At 70.7% G+C, this 20,972-nt stretch carries 14 protein-coding genes, 1 pseudogene and 1 riboswitch; of the genes and pseudogenes, 13 read left to right on the top strand and 2 right to left on the bottom strand.

Going from position 1 to position 20,972, the window contains the following annotated elements; all coding sequences use genetic code 11:
• Positions 1-19: 19 nt before the first annotated feature.
• The 8 genes and pseudogenes from ileS to ACFSVL_RS00320 all read left to right on the top strand — a co-directional run bounded on the left by ileS (position 20) and on the right by ACFSVL_RS00320 (position 11,341).
• Positions 20-3,181 (top strand): isoleucine--tRNA ligase, encoded by a 3,162-nt coding sequence (ileS, locus tag ACFSVL_RS00355; protein ID WP_378299204.1) that lies wholly within the window; start codon positions 20-22, stop codon positions 3,179-3,181.
• Between the two features lie 102 nt (positions 3,182-3,283).
• Positions 3,284-3,648 (top strand): annotated as a pseudogene (locus ACFSVL_RS00350) (cupin domain-containing protein).
• A 198-nt stretch (positions 3,649-3,846) separates the two neighbouring features.
• Complete coding sequence (locus ACFSVL_RS00345) at positions 3,847-5,448, top strand: penicillin-binding transpeptidase domain-containing protein (protein WP_449224356.1); 1,602 nt, start codon at positions 3,847-3,849, stop codon at positions 5,446-5,448.
• A 266-nt stretch (positions 5,449-5,714) separates the two neighbouring features.
• Positions 5,715-6,410: an ArsR/SmtB family transcription factor gene (locus ACFSVL_RS00340; RefSeq protein WP_378299201.1), complete on the top strand. Its 696-nt coding sequence runs from the start codon at positions 5,715-5,717 to the stop codon at positions 6,408-6,410.
• A gap of 98 nt (positions 6,411-6,508) precedes the next feature.
• Entirely contained in the window at positions 6,509-7,987 is a 1,479-nt protein-coding gene (locus ACFSVL_RS00335) for a potassium/proton antiporter (RefSeq protein ID WP_378299199.1), read from the top strand.
• A 96-nt stretch (positions 7,988-8,083) separates the two neighbouring features.
• A riboswitch (SAM riboswitch) is annotated at positions 8,084-8,198 on the top strand.
• A 40-nt stretch (positions 8,199-8,238) separates the two neighbouring features.
• On the top strand, positions 8,239-9,558 hold the full coding sequence (locus ACFSVL_RS00330; protein WP_378299198.1) for an aminotransferase class V-fold PLP-dependent enzyme: 1,320 nt from the start codon (positions 8,239-8,241) through the stop codon (positions 9,556-9,558).
• Between the two features lie 251 nt (positions 9,559-9,809).
• Positions 9,810-10,418 carry a signal peptidase II gene (lspA, locus tag ACFSVL_RS00325; RefSeq protein ID WP_378299196.1) on the top strand — a complete coding sequence of 203 codons (609 nt, stop codon included), beginning with the start codon at positions 9,810-9,812 and terminating at the stop codon, positions 10,416-10,418.
• A complete protein-coding gene (locus ACFSVL_RS00320) occupies positions 10,415-11,341 on the top strand; it encodes an RluA family pseudouridine synthase (protein ID WP_378299194.1) in 927 nt (308 codons plus the stop codon). The genes lspA and ACFSVL_RS00320 overlap by 4 nt, the downstream gene beginning before the upstream one ends.
• Before the next feature lie 43 nt (positions 11,342-11,384).
• Here the strand turns inward: ACFSVL_RS00320 and ACFSVL_RS00315 are convergent, their stop codons facing one another.
• Together ACFSVL_RS00315 and ACFSVL_RS00310 are read right to left on the bottom strand one after the other, a co-directional pair.
• Complete coding sequence (locus ACFSVL_RS00315; RefSeq protein WP_378299192.1) at positions 11,385-11,930, bottom strand: DUF4189 domain-containing protein; 546 nt, start codon at positions 11,928-11,930, stop codon at positions 11,385-11,387.
• Between the two features lie 182 nt (positions 11,931-12,112).
• Positions 12,113-13,042, bottom strand: a complete 930-nt coding sequence (locus ACFSVL_RS00310) for an AsnC family protein (protein WP_449224357.1) — start codon at positions 13,040-13,042, stop codon at positions 12,113-12,115.
• Positions 13,043-13,741: 699 nt separating this feature from the next.
• Between ACFSVL_RS00310 and ACFSVL_RS00305 the strand changes: the two genes are divergently transcribed.
• The 5 genes from ACFSVL_RS00305 to ACFSVL_RS00285 all read left to right on the top strand — a co-directional run bounded on the left by ACFSVL_RS00305 (position 13,742) and on the right by ACFSVL_RS00285 (position 20,750).
• Positions 13,742-17,056, top strand: a complete 3,315-nt coding sequence (locus ACFSVL_RS00305; protein ID WP_378299190.1) for a DUF885 domain-containing protein — start codon at positions 13,742-13,744, stop codon at positions 17,054-17,056.
• Positions 17,053-18,255, top strand: a complete 1,203-nt coding sequence (fahA, locus tag ACFSVL_RS00300) for a fumarylacetoacetase (protein ID WP_378299188.1) — start codon at positions 17,053-17,055, stop codon at positions 18,253-18,255. The genes ACFSVL_RS00305 and fahA overlap by 4 nt, the downstream gene beginning before the upstream one ends.
• Before the next feature lie 84 nt (positions 18,256-18,339).
• Entirely contained in the window at positions 18,340-19,380 is a 1,041-nt protein-coding gene (locus ACFSVL_RS00295) for an LLM class F420-dependent oxidoreductase (RefSeq protein ID WP_378299186.1), read from the top strand.
• Positions 19,381-19,539: 159 nt separating this feature from the next.
• Positions 19,540-20,505 carry a Ppx/GppA phosphatase family protein gene (locus tag ACFSVL_RS00290; protein WP_378299184.1) on the top strand — a complete coding sequence of 322 codons (966 nt, stop codon included), beginning with the start codon at positions 19,540-19,542 and terminating at the stop codon, positions 20,503-20,505.
• Positions 20,506-20,546: 41 nt separating this feature from the next.
• Complete coding sequence (locus tag ACFSVL_RS00285; protein ID WP_378299183.1) at positions 20,547-20,750, top strand: hypothetical protein; 204 nt, start codon at positions 20,547-20,549, stop codon at positions 20,748-20,750.
• The last annotated feature ends 222 nt before the right edge of the window (positions 20,751-20,972 follow it).

Raw genomic sequence — 20,972 nt, 5'->3', positions numbered from 1 at the left:
AACGCAAGGAGCGCACCGGATGTACCCCCAGGCTTCGCCGGGCGGAGAGACCACGGTCCCGTCCCAGCCGTCGTTCCCCGCGCTGGAGGAGAGCGTCCTCGCGTACTGGGAGAGCGACCGGACCTTCCAGGCGACCATCGACGCCCGCCCCGTCGGCACCGACGGCGGCAACGAGTACGTCTTCTACGACGGCCCTCCCTTCGCCAACGGCCTGCCGCACTACGGCCACCTGCTCACCGGGTACGTGAAGGACATCGTCCCGCGCTACCAGACGATGAAGGGCAAGCACGTCGAGCGGCGGTTCGGCTGGGACACCCACGGCCTTCCCGCCGAGCTCGAAGCGATGCGGCAGCTCGGGATCACCGAGACGACCGAGATCGAAGAGATGGGCATCGCGAAGTTCAACGAGGCTTCGCGCGAGTCCGTGCTGCGCTACACCGACGAATGGCGCGAGTACGTGACGCGCCAGGCCCGCTGGGTCGACTTCGACAACGACTACAAGACGCTCGACGTCACCTACATGGAGTCGGTGCTCTGGGCGTTCAAACGGTTGTGGGACAAGGGACTCGTCTACGAGGGCTACCGCGTCCTGCCCTACTGCTGGCGCGACGCGACGCCGCTGTCCAACCACGAGCTGGGCATGGACGCGGACGTCTACCGCAACCGGCAGGACCCGGCCGTCACGGTCGGTTTCCGCATGGAGGGCAACGACAACGACCTCGACGGCACGTATCTGCTGATCTGGACCACGACGCCGTGGACGCTGCCGTCCAACCTCGCGACCGCCGTGCACCCCGAGGTGCAGTACGTCGTGGTGGAAAACGACGGCAAGCGGTTCCTGCTCGCAGAGGCGCGCGTGGCCGCGTACGCCCGTGAACTCGGCGAAGAGCCGACCGTAGTCGCGCATTACACCGGCGCGGAGCTGCTCGGAACCCGTTACGCGCCACCGTTCCCGTACTTCGTGGGCACGGAGAACGCGCACCGCGTGCTGTCCGCGGACTACGTGACCACCGAGGACGGCACGGGCGTCGTGCACATCGCGCCGGCTTACGGCGCCGAGGACAAGGTGGTCACCGACGCGGCCGGGATCACCCCGGTCACGCCGGTCGACGAGCACGGCAAGTTCGACGCCACCGTGCCGGACTACGCCGGGCAGCAGGTGTTCGACGCGAACCCGAACATCGTGCGGGACCTCAAGAACGGCACCGGCGGCGCGGAACGCCAGGGCCCGGTGCTGCTGCGGCACGAGACCTACGACCACTCGTACCCGCACTGCTGGCGCTGCCGGAACCCGCTGATCTACCGCGCGGTGTCGTCGTGGTTCGTCGCGGTGACGCAGTTCAAGGACCGGATGGTCGAGCTGAACCAGCAGATCACCTGGTACCCGGAGAACGTCAAGGACGGCCAGTTCGGCAAGTGGCTGGAGAACGCCATCGACTGGTCGATCTCCCGCAACCGCTACTTCGGCACGCCGATCCCGGTGTGGCGCTCGGACGACCCGGAGCACCCGCGGATCGATGTCTACGGCTCGCTGGACGAGCTGGAGGCCGACTTCGGCGTGCGGCTGGACAACCTGCACCGGCCCTACATCGACGAGCTGACCCGGCCGAACCCGGACGACCCGACCGGCCGCTCCACCATGCGCCGCGTGCCGGACGTGCTCGACGTGTGGTTCGACTCGGGGTCGATGCCGTACGCCCAGGTGCACTACCCGTTCGAGAACCGCGAATGGTTCGAGCACCACTACCCGAGCGACTTCATCGTCGAGTACATCGGGCAGACCCGCGGCTGGTTCTACCTCCTGCACGTGCTCGCGACCGCGCTGTTCGACCGGCCGGCGTTCCGCACCTGCGTGTCGCACGGCATCGTGCTCGGCTCCGACGGCCAGAAGATGTCGAAGTCGCTGCGGAACTACCCGGACGTCAACGAGGTCTTCGACCGCGACGGGTCCGACGCCATGCGGTGGTATCTCATGGCGAGCCCGATCCTGCGCGGCGGCAACCTCGTCGTGACCGACCGGGGGATCCGCGACGCGGTGCGCCAGGCCGTGCTTCCGCTGTGGAACTCGTACTACTTCCTTGCGCTGTATGCGAATGCCGACGGCAAGCAAGGACAGTGGCGCACGGACTCGACGCACCTGCTCGACCGGTACGTGCTGGCGAAGACGCACGAACTCGTCACCGACGTCGAGTCCGCGATGGACGGCTACGACATCGCGGGCGCGTGCCAGACCGTGCGGGACTTTCTCGAGGTGCTCACGAACTGGTACGTCCGCCGGTCGCGGGACCGGTTCTGGGCGGGCGAGCAGGACGCGATCGACACGCTGCACACGGTGCTGGAGGTGACCTGCCGGGTCGTCGCGCCGCTGCTGCCGCTCACCACGGAAACGGTGTGGCGCGGGCTGACCGGCGGCCGTTCGGTGCACCTCGCGGACTGGCCGAACGCGCTCGACCTGCCCGCCGACGCGGCGCTGGTGACCGCGATGGACAAGGTGCGGCAGGTGGCGTCGTCGGCGCTGGCGCTGCGCAAGGCGAACAAGCTGCGGGTGCGGCTGCCGCTGGCGAAGCTCGTGGTCGCGGCCGAGGACGTCGAACCGCTGCGCGGGTTCACCGAGATCCTGCGGGACGAGGTGAACGTGAAGTCGGTGGAGCTGACCGCCGACGTCGCGGCGCACGGCACGTTCGAGGTCGCGGTGAACGCGCGGGCGGCCGGTCCGCGGCTGGGCAAGGCCGTGCAGCAGGTGATCAAGGCGGTCAAGGCGGGCGACTGGACGACGAACGAGTCCGGCGCGGTCGTGGCGGCGGGCGTCGAACTCGTCGAGGGCGAGTACGACCGGCGTTTGGTGGCCGCTGGCGGCGGCGCGGCGGCTGAGCTGCCCGGCGGGGCCGGTCTGGTCGTGCTGGACACCGAGGTCACCGAGGACCTTGCGGCGGAGGGCCTGGCCCGTGACCTGGTCCGCGTGGTGCAGCAGGCCCGCCGCGAGGCCGGTCTGGACGTCGGCGACCGGATCTCGCTGACCGTGGACGCCACCGACGAGGTGACGGCCGCGGTGCGCAAACACGAGGAGTTCGTGGCGTCCGAGACCCTCGCGACGTCGGTGTCCTACGGCGAGGCGGCCGAAGGCTTCGACGGGACGGTCGGCGAGGGCGTGAAGGTGCGCGTGGCGGTCGCGAAGGCGTGACCTTGTCGTGGTCTTGCTCCGGGTGTTGGTGCCCGGAGCAAGACCACGCCGTTTCGGCAAAGTTTTTTGGGGGAAGCGCAAAGCCCGGCTCACCATGGGCGGATGAGCGAAGAGTTCGACGCCGTGCTGGCCGCGGTCGGCCCGCGGCTGCGTGCTCTGCGCCGCCGCCGGGGAGCCACCCTCAAGGCCTACCAGGTGCCGCTGGACGAGCTGGTCGATGCCCCGCCCAGCGGTGACCCCCGCGTGCATCCCCGCCCGTGCCGCCGCGACGGCATGACCGTCCGGAACCGCGGTCGCACGAGGGATACCACTGTCTGTACGTCCTCAACGGACGGCTGCGGATGATCCTCGGCGAAGCGGATTTCGTGCTCAGCGCGGGCGAAGTCGCCGAATTCGATACTCAGGTGTCGCACTGGTACGGAAACGCCGACGCGCACGCGGTGGAATTCCTCAGCATCCTCGGCTAGCAGGGCGAACGCTTCCACCTCCGCGCCCGCTACCGGCGCGGACAGCCTGTCGTATAACGACCTATACGGCTCGGCGTTGATCACGAATCAGCGTCGGGACAGCCGCTTTCCCGCCACCGTAACGCCCGGTTCCGTTCCGCGATGGGCAAGCTGAGCCAGGGGCGCGGGCGGACCGCGTGGGCGAGGGGGAATGCGACAGTGAGTCCTGCCGCGAAGAAGGGCGTGCTGATCGGCGGCGCGCTGGTCATGGTCGCGATCGTGACGGCCGCAGTCGTGATGCTCACCGGGGGAGGATCGACCGCGGCTTCATCGGATGCGGAGCCGGCGTCAACGGCTGCGGGGCCGAGCGACCCGGCGTCGGCGGCCCGGGCGTACCTGCTCGCTCTTGCCGGAAAGGACGCCGAGGCCGCCGCCAAAGCCACCGACGCGGTACCGGGGGCCGCCGTCGTGCTGCAGGACGCCTTGGCGACGCTCCGGCCCACGCAGCTGACCGCCAAGCTCGGCACGGTCGGCGCGCCGCAGGGCGACAAGGCCACCGCCGCCTACACCATGACCTGGAGCCTCGGCGCCGGCCGCACCTGGACTTACTCCGGGAATCTCGATCTCGTCCAGGCGCAAGGCACCTGGCGGGTCCACTGGGCGTCGTCGGCGCTGCACCCCAAGCTCGAAGCCGGACAGCGGCTGACAATCGCCTCCTCGGACGTCCCGGCCGTAGTGGACCGCGACGGCAAACCCCTCGTCGTTTCCGGCAACGGCGGACTGAAACTCGCCGACGACAAGGCATTCCCGCTGCTGCGCTCGGCGCTCACCGGCCACGGCCAGGCGTCCCAGGCCTTCGCGGTCGAGCGCGTCGACAGCTCGGGGAAGCCCCTGGAAACGCTGTTCGGCAATCCCGAAGGGGACCACAAACCGGCCACTACCGGCCTCAGCGTCGCGACCCAGGCCGCGGCGCAGGCGGCGGTCGACGGCTACCGCGGCAAGGCGGTCCTCGTCGCGCTTCAGCCGTCCACTGGCGACTTGCTGGCGGTGGCGCAGAACGGCAGCGTCACCAATGCGGCATCGGCCTTCAGCGGCCAGTACGCCCCCGGTTCGACCTTCAAAATCGTCACCGCGACCGCCGCGCTGGAAGCCGGCCTGGTCACCCCGGATTCCTCGGTCCCGTGCCCGCTGACGGACCGAATCGGCACCCGCACCCTCTCCAACGAAGGCTTCGACCTGGGCACCACCACCGTCCACAAAGCCTTCGCGAAGTCCTGCAACACCACCTTCGCCCGGCTCGCCTCGCAACTGCCCGCCGACGGGCTCGCGAAAGCAGCCACCCAGTTCGGCCTCAACGCCGACTTCGGCATCGAAGGCCTCTCCACCGAACTGGGCCGCGTAGACCCGGCGGCGAACGCGGACGAGCAGGTCGAGGACGGCATCGGCCAGGGAAAGGTGCAGGTCAGCCCCATGGGTGCGGCGGTAATGGCCGCGACCGCGGCGTCCGGGCGAGCGGTCGTGCCGAGACTGTGGGAGGACGGCACCAAGGTCAACACCGGCTACCACCCGCCGTCGGCCTCGGTGCTGTCGGCGCTGCGGGGGATGATGCGCGAGGTCGTCACCGGCGGCACCGCGACCGGCCTGTCCCGCTCCGGCACGGTGTTCGGGAAGACCGGCACCGCCCAGTTCGGCGACGGCGCGGAAGCGCACGGCTGGTTCGTCGGCTACCGCGGCGACCTGGCGTTCGCGGTCTTCCTGGAGGGGGCCAACGACTCCAAACCGGCTGTCTCGCTGGGCGCGAAGTTCCTCGGCGAGCTGTAGCGGCTCGTGAGTGTTTATGCCGGTCAGAACCCAATGCTGGGAACCTAAGCCGCGATTGATGCCCGTCTGACCGTATCTTCACGTCCGTGAGGGGAACCCTGAGGGAATCTGATTCCCTCAGGGTTCCCCTCACGGACCGCAAACCCCGCCCCCCGGCACCGTCAGCGTCGGCTTAAGCCACGCGGCATTGGGTTCTGACCGGCTTAAACACTCACGACCCCCACGCTTCGGCCGCCGCCGAACTCTCCCCGCTCTACCCTCGCCCTATGGAAACCGTCGCCTTGGCCGAGGTCGCCGCCGTGCTCGCCGATCCGAGCCGCGCGGCCATGTGCCTCGCGCTGCTCGACGGCCGCGCCTGGACCGTCGGCGAACTGGCCGCCGCGGCACAGATCGCGGTGTCGACCGCCAGCGAGCACGTGACCCGGCTGCGGGAGGCCGGGTTCGTGGCCCGGGTGAAACAGGGACGGCATGCCTACGTTCGGCTCGCGAACCCGCGCGTCGCGGAGCTGATCGAGCATCTGGCTCAGCATGCCGAACTGAAACGGCCGTCCGGACTGCGGACTTCGTTGCGGGTACAGCGATTGTCGTTCGCGCGAAGCTGCTACGACCATCTGGCCGGGACGCTCGGGGTCGCGTTGCGGGACGGGATGGTCGATCGGGGACTGATCGACGTGTCGGACGGGCTCGCGCTCACCGATTCCGGCCGCGAGGTGCTGGCCGATCTCGGCGTGGCGGTGCCGGACCGGCCGCGGCGGCCGTTGCTGCGCGACTGTCTCGATTGGACAGAGCGGCGGGAGCACCTGGCCGGCGCGGTCCCGGCGGCGGTGCTGGAGCGGGCGGTCGAAGCGGGATGGCTGACGCGGGACCAGCAGCGCGCGGTGCGGGTTTTGCCGGGCGCGACGGGTCCGTTCGCCGCGTTGGGTGTCGATCTCGCGACGGTGAGTGCCGCCGAGGCGTCGTAACACACTCGCGATGTCCCCCGCACGGTGGTGCGCGGTCGGGAACCGGACACTGCCTCACTATTCTGGACGCCTGGGGCGACCGGGAGGGAGGCGGAGAAGTGGACGAACTTCCCGTGCTCTTGGGCGTCGGAGCGCTGGTTCTGGTCGTCTCGGTCGTCGCGGTGCGGGTGTCCATCCGGCTCGGATTCCCGTCGCTGCTGCTGTATCTCGGAATCGGCGTGGTGCTCGGCGAGGCCGGGTTCGGCATCCGCTTCGACAATCCGGGGCTCACCCAGTCGCTCGGGCTCGCCGCGCTCGTCCTGATCCTCACCGAAGGCGGGCTCACCACGCGCTGGCCCTCGGTGAAACCCTCGCTGGGGCCCGGAATCCTGCTGTCCACAGTGGCCGTGGTGATCAGCATCGCGGTCACCGGCGCGGCTTTGCACTGGCTGCTCGGCCTCGACTGGCGGCTCGCCCTGCTGTGGGGCGCGGTCCTCGCGTCCACCGACGCCGCCGCGGTGTTTTCCGTGCTGCGCTCGGCCGGGGTAGGCAAACGGCTCGTCGGCACGCTGGAGCTGGAATCCGGCATCAACGACGCGCCCGCCTACATCGCGGTCGTCGTGCTCGCGTCCGGCGAGGCGGTCGACTGGTCGCTGCCGCTGCTGGTGGTCTACGAACTGCTCACCGGACTGGTGCTCGGCTTCGCGTTCGGCTGGCTGGGCGCGCAGGCGCTGCGACGGGCCGCGTTGCCGGCCACCGGTCTGTACCCGCTCGCCACGGTCGCGGTGTGCGTGCTCGCGTACTCCTCGGGACAGCTGGCGCACGCGTCCGGCCTGCTCGCCACCTACGTCGCCGGGCTGGTGCTGGGGAATTCCAAGCTGCCGCACCGGTCGGACACCCTGTCGTTCGCCGAGGGGCTCGGCTGGCTCGCGCAGATCGGGTTGTTCGTGCTGCTCGGCCTCTTCGCGTCGCCGACCCGGCTGCTCGAAGCGCTCATCCCGGGCCTCGTCGCGGGCGCGGTGGTGCTGCTGCTCGCCCGGCCGCTGTCGGTGGTCCTGTCGCTGCTGCCGTTCTGGTTGCCCTGGCGCGAGCAGACGTTCCTGTCCTGGGCGGGCCTGCGCGGCGCGGTGCCGATCGTGCTCGCGATGATCCCGCTGTCCGAAGGCGTGCCCGGCGCACAGCGGCTCGTGGACGCGGTTTTCGTGCTCGTCATCGTGCTCACCGTGCTGCAGGGCGCGACACTCAGCCCGCTGGCCCGGGTGCTCGGGCTGGCGAAGGCGGCGCAGGCGCACGAGATCGAGGTCGATTCCGCGCCACTCGACGAACTTGGCGCGGAATTGCTGCAGGTGCGGATCCAGAAGGGGTCGAAGCTGCACGGCGTGTACCTGTCGGAGCTGCGGCTGCCCGCCGGCGCGACCGTCAGCCTCGTGGTCCGCGGCGGGACCGGCTTCACGCCCCAGAAAACCAGCCGGCTGCAGGTCGAGGACCAGCTTCTGGTGGTCACGACCGCGGCCGACCGGGACGCGACCGAACGCCGGATCCGCGCGGTCGACCGGGCAGGCCGCCTCGCCCGGTGGCGCGGGGAATCGGGCAACTGACCTTTCTGTCCTTTGTGGACCTTCTGGGTGACCGTCGTCTCAGATCACGGGACGGGGCTGGTTTCGGTCCCCTGGTTTCCGCTATCGTCCGTAACAGGTCATGAGTGCCAGCGCGAAGCCCCGGCTTGCTGGCCGGCAACCCTCCTACCGCGGTGGGGTGCCCCGGGTGAGGACCAGGCCGGTCGCGCAGCGCGACGGGCAAGCGCGGGCCCCTCGCCGGGGGTCCCCCGGAACGCCGAGGAGGCACCGTCATGACTCTCGCACTCGACCGGCCCACCGCTACTGTTCCCACTGTTGCTGGTGCGACGCTGCGGGTGCCGCTGGTCACGGGCGGCGACATCGGTTACGCCAACCTCGATCACGCGGCCAGCGCGCCCTGTCTGGACGCGGTGCGTTCGGCGGTCGACGAGTTTCTTCCCTGGTACGCCAGCGTGCACCGGGGCGCGGGTTTCGCTTCGCAGGTCTCAACGCGGCTGTACGAGCGCACTCGGGATGTGTTGCGCCGGTTCGTGGACGCGCGCAGCGGCGACTCGGTGATCTTCACCCGCAACACCACTGACGCGTTCAACCTGCTGGCGAAGGCGTTGCCGCGCAAGACTTCCGTGGTTGTTTTCGACAGTGAGCACCATGCGGCGCTGCTGCCGTGGCGGGGGCCGAACGTCCGGCGCGTGCGGTTGCCGCGGACTCGGTTGGCTGCGGTGTCCGTTGTGGACGAAGCGCTTGCGGAATGCCCGCAGGGGCCGCGGTTGGTGGTCGTGGCTGGGGCGTCCAATGTGACTGGTGAGCTGCTGCCGGTCGCCGAAATCGCCGCGGTGGCCCGGAAGCACGGGGCTCGGGTGGCGCTTGACGCTGCGCAGCTCGCTCCGCATCGGCAGATTTCGGTGCGGGAGCTGGATGTTGACTATGTCGCGCTGTCTGGGCACAAGCTGTACGCGCCGTTCGGGGCTGGGGCGTTGATCGGGCGGAGTGACTGGTTGCGGGCTGCAGAGCCGTATCTGGCCGGTGGCGGGGCGACGAAGCTGGTGACCGAGGAAGCTGTCGTGTGGAACTCCGGCGAGGAGCGGCACGAGGCTGGGTCGCCGAATACCGTTGGCGTGTATGCGCTTGGGGTGGCTTGCGAGCAGCTGGCGGCTTCTTGGGATGCGGTGGGGGCCCATGAGGCCGCGTTGCTGGAGCGGTTGCGCAAGGGGCTTGAGGGGCTGCCTGGGTTTGCTGAGTTGCGGTTTTTTGACGCGCCGGTGGACCGGGTCGGGACGTTGAGTTTCGTGGTCGACGGGTTTGAGCCGGGGTGGCTGGCGGCGGTGCTGTCGGCTGAGTACGGGATCGGTGTGCGGGACGGGGCGTTCTGCGCGCATGTGGCTGCTCGGCGGTTGATTCGCGAGGCTGGCGGCGAGGGGCAGCAGGCGGTTCGGGTGAGTCTTGGGCTGGGGAGCACCGAGGAGCACGTGGACCGGGTGGTGCTGGCGCTGCGGCAGATCGTGGCTCGGGGGGCTCGGTGGGAGTACGCGAAGGTGGATGGGCGGTGGGGGCCCGTGGGGGATACGCGGGAGCTGCCGTCGTTTTGTGCTTGATGGGGTCTCGGGTTGTGCGGCAGCGCTGGTGACCACGGCGCGGGATTTGCCTGGGTTTGTGCTTGAGGGTCACCAGCTGTGTTTGATGGCGCCGGCTTCGCCGTCGCGTGCGGGATCGCTTTTAGCCGGCGTTTGGGGTGAGCGGCGGGAGGGGCCTTCGGCCTGTCCCGCCGCTCACCCCAAACGCCGGCGCGATCCCGCGGTTGTGGTCCGGTTGGGTGTGGTCGGGCTGGAGAGTGGACAATGGGGGTGTGAGCACCGATCCTTCGCCGTCTGAGTCCGAGGTCGAGCCGTCTGCGGAACCGCCTGAGCGGGGGGCTGCCGAGGAGGGCACGCCGCTGCCTAAGAGGCGGGTTTGGGTGGTGTTCGCGGTCGCGGCGCTGCTGTGGGCGATCGACTTGATCACGAAGAACCTCGTGGTCGCCAATCTTGAGGGCAAGGAGCCCAAGCCGATCCTCGGCGGGCTGATCTACCTGCAGGTCATCCGCAATCCGGGGGCCGCGTTCTCGATGGCTACCGGCATGACCTGGGTGCTCGCGCTGGTGGCGATCGGCGTCGTCATCGCGATCGTGTGGATCTCGCGCAGGCTGCGCTCGGTCGGCTGGGCGATCGGGCTTGGGCTCGTGCTCGCGGGGGCGCTCGGCAACCTGACCGACCGGTTCTTCCGGGAGCCGGGGCCGTTGCGCGGCCACGTCGTCGACTTCATCTCCGCGTTCGCGCCCAACGGGCAGGGCTTCGCGATCTTCAACATCGCCGACTCCGCGATCTGCGTCGGCGGCGCGCTGATCGTGCTGCTGTCCCTGCTCGGCAAGGACTACGACGGCACCTCCACCCGCGGCAAAAAGAAGGAAGACGCGTGAGCGCGCGCATGCTGCCCGTCCCGGACGGGCTCGACGGGATGCGCGTCGACGCCGGGCTGGCGAAAATGCTCGGGCTGTCCCGCACCGTCGTCGCGGAACTGGCCGCGGCGGGCGACGTGCTGCTCGACGGCCGCCCGGCGGGCAAATCCGACCGGCTCGCCGCGGGCGGGCTGCTTGAGGTGACGCTGCCGGAACCGGATCGTCCGGCGGAAATCGTCGCGGAGCCGGTCGACGGCATGAAAATCCTGCACGATGACGACGACATCGTGGTGATTTCGAAACCGGTCGGCGTCGCGGTGCATCCGAGCCCCGGCTGGACCGGCCCGACGGTCGTCGGCGGGCTCGCCGCGGCCGGGCTGCGGATCTCGACGTCCGGCGCGGCCGAGCGCCAAGGCGTCGTGCACCGGCTCGACGCGGGCACCACCGGGGTGATGGTGGTGGCGAAGAGCGAGCACGCGTACACCGTGCTGAAGCGGGCGTTCAAGGAACGGACCGTCGACAAGGGCTACCACGCCGTCGTGCAGGGCCACCCCGATCCGACGCGCGGCACCATCGACGCGCCGATCGACCGGCATCCGCGGCACGACTACAAGTTCGCGGTCGTCGCGGGCGGACGGCCGAGCGTCACGCACTACGAGGTGGTCGAGGCGTTCCGGGCGGCGTCGCTGGCGCACGTCAAGCTGGAAACCGGGCGTACCCACCAGATCCGCGTGCACTTCTCCGCGCTGCGGCACCCGTGCGCGGGCGACCTGACCTACGGCGCGGACCCGGTGCTGGCCCGGAAACTCGGCCTGACGCGGCAGTGGCTGCACGCGCGGACGCTCGGTTTCGCGCATCCGGCGGACGGCCGGTGGGTCGAGTTCGAGGCCGAGTACCCGGCCGACCTGGCCGGCGCGCTGGAGATCCTGCGGGACGGGAACTAAAACCGGCAGCGACGCAGACCCGCGCGGGGCAGGCCCCGACCGGCTATCGGTCGGTGCAAGCCTCGCGGATCCAGTGGCCGCCGCCGGCATTGGCGACGGCGTTGGTTTCGGCTTCGGTTGCGGTGGTGCCATGACCGCCCCGGTACCGGCCGGTACTGGGGTTGTAGGCGGCGGCGCCACAGCTGTTGACGAATTGCGTAATGAGCGTGCAGTCGGAACGGCGACAGTTGTCTAGCGCCTGTCGGCCGGCTGCGGCGGCGGAATCGGCATTAAAGGACGCGCCGCTGCTGCCATCGCGCGATATCGCGATGGCCCCGTAGTACATCGCCGATGCTGTGTCCGCCAGCGAGTACGTCGTCGGCGGTGGCGCGTATACCAGCGGTGGCGGCGTGTACACCGGTGACGGTGGTGCCGCGGGCGTGGGCGATTCTTGTGAGCTTGCCGGGGGTGCGGAGGGATTCGGTGTCGGAGGGCTGTGCGGATTGGCATATGCCAAAAAGGCGACGAGGGCGCTGACCGTTGCGGCCGCTCCGCTGACCGCGGCCCAGTTGGTCTTCTTGGGCGGCGAGGGCTTCGAGGTCACCTCCATGCCATCCTCTCCCCGAGGTCAGATTCGCCAGTCCGTGCCGGGCCTGAACAAGACTAGCGCCGACCCGGGCCGTCCGGCAGCTGTGCTTTTCTTTTCTCGAGAATTGAGGCAGCCGATTCTTGGACTGATGGCGCGAAACTGTTCTTCACGTCATCGGTTACTGCGATGCCGGTATTTCGCCGCTAGTCGACGGCCCAGGTCAACGTGCGCTCGTCCGGCTCGGGCCGGGGGCTCCAGCGCACCGAGACCACCCGGGTCGCGGTGGGCAGGACGTACACGGTGTGCCCGCCGAGCGTCTCGCCCGGCTGCACGCCGATCTTGTGCGGCGGCCGGGACGTGAGCGAAACCGGGGCCTTCGCGACGGTCTCGCCGCTGTCGGTGACGAGTTCGAGGTAGTTGTCGGGCAGCGAGGCGAACGGGATCGGCCCGCGGTTGGTGATTTCGGTGTGCACGACGACCGCGCGCTCGCCGTCCTCGAGCCGGTAGCCGGCCGCGCCGAAGAGGAAATCGGCGGGATCCTGGACTTCCAGCAGCTGCACGGAAAGCTGTTCCCCTTCCAGCCCCTGCGACTGCATCGTCTCGCCGATCCGCCCCTTCCTGGCCGGCGCGGCGGCGGGCCGGGGTTCGTCGCCGCGAGCCCAGGACGCGGTCTGCGGGACGCCCCACGTGCTGACGACGGGATCCGGAGCCGGATACGCCCCGGACTGTCCATTGTAGACGTTCGGGGCGGGCATTCCGGTCTGGACGGGGGAGTACGCGCCGGACACCGCCGGGGCCTGGCCGGGGAACGCGCCCGGAATCCCGGCCGGTCCCGGGGCGTACGGGCCGGACATGCCCGGCCCGGCGGGGATCCCCGTCTGGCCGGGCGGGTACGCGCCGGTTCCGGGAGGTGGGTGCGGGCCGGAATGCCCGGGCGTTTCGGGGCCGGGGATCCCGGACTGCGCGGGCGAATGCGGGCCGGACCCGCCGGGAGCGCCGTTCGGAACGGGAGTCGCGGCTGGGCCTCCTGGCATCGCGGCTGGGCCGGACTGCATTGGTCCCGGTGCTCCGGCGGGGCCGGACGGCATCGAACCCGGCATGGGTGCACCCGGCATCCCGGGCGCTCCGGCCATGCCGCCGGGCGCCGGAACTCCGGACGACGACGGGCCGTTCGGCATCCCCGGCTGACCCGCGGGCACCCCGTTCGGCATAGAGCCAGGCGCTCCGGCCGGGCCCGACGGCATCCCGCCCGGCCTCGGCCCGGCCGCGGGAAACGGCACCGACCCGGGCCCGCCCGGATACCCGGGAGCCTGCGGACGCTGCCACGACGCCGGAGCCCCGGAAATCGCCGCCCGGAGCCCGTTCGGGTCGCTTTCGACGCCGACCAGCAGCGGCAGCCCGCTCCCGGACAGCGCGACCAGCCGGTACGCGACCTCCCGCGGATCCATCCCGACCTTCGCCGCCAGCTCGTGCACAGCCGCCTTGCCCAGCTCGGCGAGCGCGGCGAGCAGGCGGATGTCGGCGGGATCGGTCACGGCCACTCCGGCAACGCTACCGCCTCGCCCGCCGGACCCGGCCGCACCACCGCGTCCGGCGTGCCCCGCGCCACCTCGGCGGACGGCGAACGCGGGCCCCGCCGCACCATCGCAACGGACAGCGCAATCCACCCTCCCGTCGAACACGCACCGCAGCCGATCGGGCACAAGTTCCGCCCCGCGGCACGCGGATCCGCCTGCCGAGGGACCGGCCGCGCCGGATACGGGCGTCGGCGGCCCGATCTCGATTAGGGTCGGAACCGCACCTTCGCCACCGAACCCTGGGGGTCCACGCCGATGTCCGTCGTTTCCGATCTCGCCGACGAGTTTGTCGAAGTGTCGTTCGACCACGAGCCGCTCGACGCTGCCATTCTCGGCATCCGGCCCGCCGCGCCGGGGCTCGGCGATCCGTCGGCAGAGGCGGAGGCGGCGTTCCGGGAGCGGCTCGTCGCGCTGCGGGAGCGGGCCGAGGCGGTCGATCCAGCCGGGCTCGACGCCGCTGATCGCGTCACGCGCGACGTCCTGCTCAGCTCCGTCGACGGGCACCTCGACCGGATCGACAGCCGGGCCGTCGACTTCACCGTCACCGACCTGTTCGTCGGGCCCGCCGCCGGGCTGCTGTCCGCGCTGCCGATGATCACGGTCACCGGCGAAACCGCGGAGGCGCACCTCACCCGGCTCACCGCGATCCCGGAGTACCTGCGGGTCGTCGCGGGGCGGCACCGGGACGGCATCGCGGCCGGGCTGCTGCCGATCGAACGCCTGGTCAAGGCCGCGATCGCGCACCTCGACCGCTACCTGGCCGAGCCCGAGAGCGACCCGCTGCTGCGCCAGCCCGCCCCGGACGACGAGTTCGCCGCGCGCCGCGAGCAGGTTCTCACTGAAGTCGTCCGCCCCGGCTTCCGCGAGTACCGCGACTTCCTGGAAGCCGAAGTCCTCCCGCACGGCCGCCCGGACGACAAGGCAGGCGTCTCCTGGCTCCCCGGCGGCGACGAGATCTACGCCCGCCTCGCCCGCACCCACACCACCAGCAACCGCACCCCGCAGGAGCTGCACGACACCGGCCTCGCGGTGATCGCCGGCCAGGTCGAGCAGTACCAGGCCCTCGGCGAGCGCGTGTTCGGCACGCGCGAGCTGCCGGAGATCTTCGAGCGGCTGCGCACCGACCCGAAGCTCCGCTGGACGAGCGCCGACGACCTCCTCGACACCGCCCGCACGGCGATCTCCCGAGCCGCGGCCGAGGCGCCGAACTGGTTCGGCCACATCCCGCAGCACCCGTGGACCGTCGAGGCGGTGCCGGAGGACTCCGCGCCCGGCGCGCCCCCGGCGTACTACATGCTGCCCGCCGCCGACGGGTCCCGGCCGGGCGTCTACTTCGCGAACACCTACCAGGCCACGGAGCGGTTCCGGCACACCGCCGAGGCCACCGCGTTCCACGAGGCGATCCCGGGCCACCACTTCCAGCTCAGCACCGCGCTCGACCTCACCGAGCTGCCGCTGCTGCGCCGCGTCGGCAACTTCACCGCGTACGCCGAGGGCTGGGGCCTCTACACCGAGCGCCTCGCCGACGAGATGGGCCTGTACTCCGACGACGTGTCGCTGCTCGGCATGCTGACGCTGGAGTCGATGCGGGCCGGCCGGCTCGTGGTCGACACCGGGCTGCACGCGCTGGGCTGGTCACGCCAGCAGGCGGTCGACTACCTGCTGGAGCACACGCCGATGGCGCAGGTCGAGATCGAGGCCGAGGTCGACCGGTACCTCGGCTTCCCGGGCCAGGCGCTCGCGTACATGGTGGGACGGCTGGAAATCGAGCGGCTCCGCAAGCAGGCCGAACAGCGGCTCGGCAGCCGGTTCGACGTCAAGGCGTTCCACGACACCGTTCTCTCCGGCGGTTCGCTGCCGCTGTCGGTGCTGGAAGCCGTGGTCACCGAGTGGGTGGCCGGGCACGGCGACACCGTCGCCGGTCTGGCGGACGAGCTGGTCGAGCTGGACTTCGAGCGGGAGCCGCTGGAGCGCACCGTCCTCGGCCTCCCGGGCGACCACACGAAGCTCGCCGACCCGAGCCTCGCCGCCGCCGAACGCGCTCGGGCCGCCTACGCCGCGATCGCCGAGCGGGCCGAGGCGATCGATCCGGCCGGGCTGACCGCGTCCGAGGTCGTCACCCGCGAGGTGGTGCTCACGCACGCCCGCGGCGTGATCGACACGATCGACTCGCGGCTGTCCGGGTTCGCGGTGAGTGACGGGTTCAGTTCGCCCGCGCTGAACCTGATGACCATCCTTCCCGCGCTGGTCCCGGACGACGCGGACAAAGCCAGCGGCTACCTCAGCAGGCTGGCCGCCGTCGGCGACTACCTCGACGCGGTGACCGAGATGCAGCGCACGACCGTCGCGGACGGGTTCACGCCGCCGGACTTCCTGGTGCGCATCGGGATCGAGTACGTCGAGCGGTACCTCGCGAACGAGGAGGGTGATCCGTTCCGCGTCACGCCGACGGCCGAGGTCGAGGGCTTCGCCGCGGAGTGCGACCGGCTGCTCGCCGAGGTCGTGCGGCCCGCGTACCGGCGCTATCGCGACTTCCTCGCCGAGGACGTGCTGCCGGTTTCGAAGACGGACAGCCAGCCGGGCATCAGCCACCTGCCGGGCGGGCTGGAGAAGTACCAGGGCCTGATCCGCGCGCACACCACCACCGACCGCACCGCGCGGGAGCTGCACGACACCGGGCTCCGGATGGGCGAAAAACTGGCCGAGGAGTACCGCGAGCTGGGCCGCAAGGTGTTCGGCACCGCCGAGCTGCCGGAGATCTTCGACCGCCTCCGCACCGACCCGGAGCTGCGCTGGCGCGACGGCGAAGAGCTGCTGGAAGCCGCCCGCAAGGCCATCACGCGGGCGGAAACGGTTGCCCCGCAATGGTTCTCCCGGGTGCCGGACGCGAAGTGCGCGGTCGAGCCGGTCCCGGAGGCGGACGCGGCGAGCGGCACGATCGCCTACTACCTGCCGACCGCGTTCGACGGGTCCCGGCCAGGCACGTACTACGCCAACACCCACGAGGCGAGTTCGCGGCCGCGCTACACCAGCGAGGGGATCGCGTTCCACGAAGCCGTTCCAGGGCACCACTTCCAGCTCACGTTCGCCCAGGAACTCGCCGATCTGCCGATGCTGCGCCGGATCGCGCCGTTCAACGCCTACATCGAGGGCTGGGGCCTGTATTCGGAGCGGCTCGCCGACGAGATGGGCCTGTACTCCGACGACATCGCCCGCTTCGGCATGCTCGCGCAGGACTCCATGCGGGCCGGGCGGCTCGTGGTCGACACCGGGTTGCACGCGCTGGGCTGGAGCCGGCAGCAGGCGGTCGACTACCTGGTGGAGCACTCGCCGATGGCGAAGATGGAGATCGAGGCGGAGGTCGACCGGTACGTCGCGAACCCGGGCCAGGCGCTGAGCTACATGGTGGGGCGGCTGGAGATCCAGCGCGTCCGGGCCGAGGCCGAGCAGGCGCTCGGCGACCGCTTCGACATCCGCGCGTTCCACGACGTCGTGCTGGGCAACGGAATCCTTCCGCTGTCCACATTGGACACTGTGGTCGGCGCGTGGATCGCGGAGGCGTCCGCGTGACCTGGCTGGACCTTCCGGCCGACACTCTCTTCGGCCTCGACAACCTGCCCTACGGCGTCTTCTCGCACGGCGAGCGGACCCGCCGGGCGGGCGTCGCGGTCGGGGAGCAGGTGCTCGACCTGACCGCGGCGGCCGAGGGAGAGTCCTTCGGCCGCCTGCTCACCGCGGGCGTGCTGAACCCGCTGCTCGCCGACGGCCCGGACACCTGGGCCGAGGTGCGGGCGCGGGTCCGCGAATGGCTCAGCGAACCGCGCCACGCCGACCGGATCCGGCCGCATCTGGTGCCCCACAACGAAATCACCAGCCACCTGCCGATCGAAGTCGCGGATTACGTCGATTTCTACTCCAGCGAACAGCACGCGATCAACGCCAGCCGGATCTTCACCGGCGGAGACGATCTGGTCCCGGTGAACTGGAAACACCTGCCGATCGGCTACCACGGCCGCGCGGGCACGGTCGTCGCGTCCGGCACTCCGGTGGTTCGTCCGGCGGGGCAACGGAAACCGCGCCGCGCCGAGAAGCCGTCGTTCGGCGCGGCCAAACGGCTCGACTTCGAGGCGGAGGTCGGCTTCGTCGTCGGCGCTCCGTCCGAATTGGGCGCTCCGGTGCCGATCGACGAGTTCCCTCGCCACGTCTTCGGCGTCTGCCTGGTCAACGACTGGTCGGCGCGCGACCTGCAGGGCTGGGAATCGCAGCCGCTCGGGCCGTTCCTCGGCAAATCCTTCGCCACGTCGATGTCGCCGTGGCTGGTGCCGCTCGCCGCGCTGGAACACGCCCGGGTGCCGCAGCCCGCGCAGGACCCGGAGCCGTTCGAATACCTGCGCGCGGCCGAGCCGTGGAGCCTGGACCTGGCGCTGGAGATCCGGATCAACGGCCATCTCGTGTCCAGCCCGCCGTTCGCCACGCAGTACTGGACGGGCGCGCAGCAGCTCGCGCACCTCACCGTCAACGGCGCGAGCCTGCGCACCGGCGACCTGTACGCGTCCGGCACGGTCACCGGCCCGGCGAAGAACCAGCGCGGTTCGCTGCTGGAGCTGAGCTGGGGCGGGCGCGAGCCGCTCGCCCTCGGGCCCGGCGAGACCAGGGCGTTCCTGGAGGACGGCGACGAGGTCGTCATCAGCGCCTCCGCTCCTGGTCCAGGCGGGGCCCGGATCGGGTTCGGCGAGGTGCGCGGGACGGTGGCGCCCGCTGTGGTGTGACCCACGCCGTAGCGTCGTCACCCGAGCGGCCGCATAATGAGCAAACGCTTAGTCACAGTCGACCGGCACGGGAATGAGGGATCGATGAGGATCGGCACCGGCGTCAGCTACTCGGGCGGGTTCGCCGAAAGCGTCGCGGACATCGTGGAGCTGGAACGGGTCGGGCTCGACATCGTGTTCGTCCCCGAGGCCTACAGCTTCGACGCGGTGAGCCAGCTCGGCTACCTCGCCGCGAAGACCGAGCGCGTCGGCCTGATGTCGGGCATCTTCCAGATCTACACCCGCACCCCGAGCCTCACCGCGATGACCGCGGCCGGCCTGGACTTCGTGTCCGACGGCCGCTTCACCCTCGGTCTCGGCGCGTCCGGGCCGCAGGTCATCGAGGGTTTCCACGGCGTGAAGTACGACGCGCCGATCGGCCGCACCCGCGAGATCATCGAGATCTGCCGCCAGGTGTGGAAGCGCGAGCGGGTGGTGCACGACGGCAAGCACTACACGATCCCGCTGCCCGCGGACCAGGGCACCGGGCTCGGCAAGCCGCTCAAGCTGATCAACCACCCGGTGCGCGAGCGGATCCCGGTCGTGCTCGCCGCGCTGGGCCCGAAGAACGTCGCGCTCGCCGCCGAGGTCGCCGAGGGCTGGCAGCCGATCTTCTTCCACCCGGAGAAGGCCGCCGACGTCTGGGGAGCCTCGCTGGCCGAGGGCAAGGCCAAACGCGACCCGGAGCTGGGCGAGCTGGACGTGTTCGCCGCGCCGCCGCTGGCCATCGGCGACGACGTGGACCACCTGCTCGACTGGGTGCGCCCGGTGTTCGCGCTGTACATCGGCGGGATGGGCGCGCGCGGCAAGAACTTCTACAACACGCTCGCGTGCAACTACGGCTACGAGGCGGAAGCCAAGAAGATCCAGGACCTGTACCTCGACGGCAAGAAGGAAGAAGCCGCCGCGGCGGTCCCGACGGAGCTGCTGCGGGCCACGTCGCTGGTCGGTCCGGAGGGGTACGTGCGGGAGCGGCTGGCGGCGTTTGCCGAGGCCGGAGCGACGACGCTGGCGGTCAACCCGTTGCAGCCCGGACGCGAGGCCCGGGTGGCCGCTGTGGCCAAGCTGAAGGAGCTGCTCGGATAGGTCCGGTATGATGCATGCCACTGGGGTGTGAAAAAACCGCACTTCGGGTCGATGCCGCCGTCGAAATACCGTCAAACTCCCCGCGCGGGGCGCGAAGTCGGGAGTAGGAACGGGTCCAACGGGGAATCCGGGCGGGGCGAAAGCGAGGTATGCCGGGCTGTGCGCAGAATCGAAGGATCCGCCGCCGCGGTGCTGGACGTCGGATCGTTCAGTGCCCGGCTCGTCGTGCTCGAACCCGGCGGATCCCCGCTCGACCCGGCATTGACGCACCAGACCCGGCTGCGGCTCGACCGCGAACTCGACGACGACGGACGGCTCAGCGACTGCGGTATCGCGGCCATCGCGAAGGCCGTTTCCTGCGGTATGGAATTCGCCCGCGAACACGGTGTCAAAGACGTGTTTCCGCTGGCCACGTCCTCGATTCGGGACGCGGTCAATTCCCGGGAAGCGGTACGTGAAGTCGCCGGGGAAACCGGGGTGGAACTGCGCTTCCTTTCCGGACGCCGGGAGGCGGAACTGACCTACGTCGGCGCCCGCCGCTGGTACGGCGCGTCCGGCGGCCCGCTGCTGGCACTCGACATCGGCGGGGGCACGGTCGAGCTGTCCGCCGGAGCGGGCGAACAGGCCACTTTCGCCCGGTCGCTTCCGCTGGGCGCCCGGTCGGTCACGCGCGACTGGCTGCCCGCCGAACCGCCGGTGCGCAGCAAGCAAGTGCGTGCGCTGCGTGACCACGTGCTGGAAGAAGTCTCCGCCGCCCTGGGCGATGTGCAGGCCGAACTGGCCGAACACCGCGTGGTCGGCTGTTCGAAGGTGCTGCGGCAGCTGGCGCGCCTGGCCGGCGACCGGCCGGGCAAGGCCCGCGAGCTGCACCTGGACGACGTGCGCGCGTGGATCCCGAGGCTGTCGGCGATGCCGTTCGCGCGGCGGGCGCAGCTGCCGGGGATCTCGCGGCAGCGGGCTCAGCAGGCCCTCGGCGGCGCGGTGGTGGCGGAAGCACTGCTGACGGTCGCCGGCGGGAAGCTGACGATCTGCCCGTGGTCGACCCGCGACGGGCTGCTGCTGACGCTGCTCGACCAGCTCACCGACGCCACCGGCAAGCAGCGATCGCGGCGTCCGGCCGCGTGAACTCCCTGGTGCGGGGGCGGCAAACCGGGTATCCCGGAGTCATGACCCCGCGCAGCGAGTTCCTTCCCCGCGACCGGTCCGAGGACGACGACGAGGAATCGCCGTTCCCCGCGCGCCGGAAACGCGAGCTGCCCGAACCGGACGAGCTGCCCGGCGAAGTGGCCACCGCACCGGGACCGGACCTGAGCCCTTCGCGGACGGACGAGGTGCCTCGGGTGCCGGGCACGGAGGAAACGCCGTCGTGAGTGGCAATCCCGGTTAGAACCGTGATTGCCACGCACGACGTCTCCGGCGGCTGGCGTGGGGCGGGGTCGTGCGTGGCTGGTGCCGGTTAGAACCGGAATTGCCGCGTACGACGGCGTCCGGCGGCCGCCGTGGGGACGTCGTGAGTGCCCACGCCGGTTAGAACCGGAATTGCCGCGTACGACGGCGTCCGGCGGCTGCTGCGGGGACGTCGTGAGTGCCCA

It is taken from the genome of Amycolatopsis silviterrae (assembly GCF_042684085.1).
Lineage (GTDB): Bacteria > Actinomycetota > Actinomycetes > Mycobacteriales > Pseudonocardiaceae > Amycolatopsis > Amycolatopsis silviterrae.
This window is presented reverse-complemented; position numbering and strand designations above follow the sequence as displayed.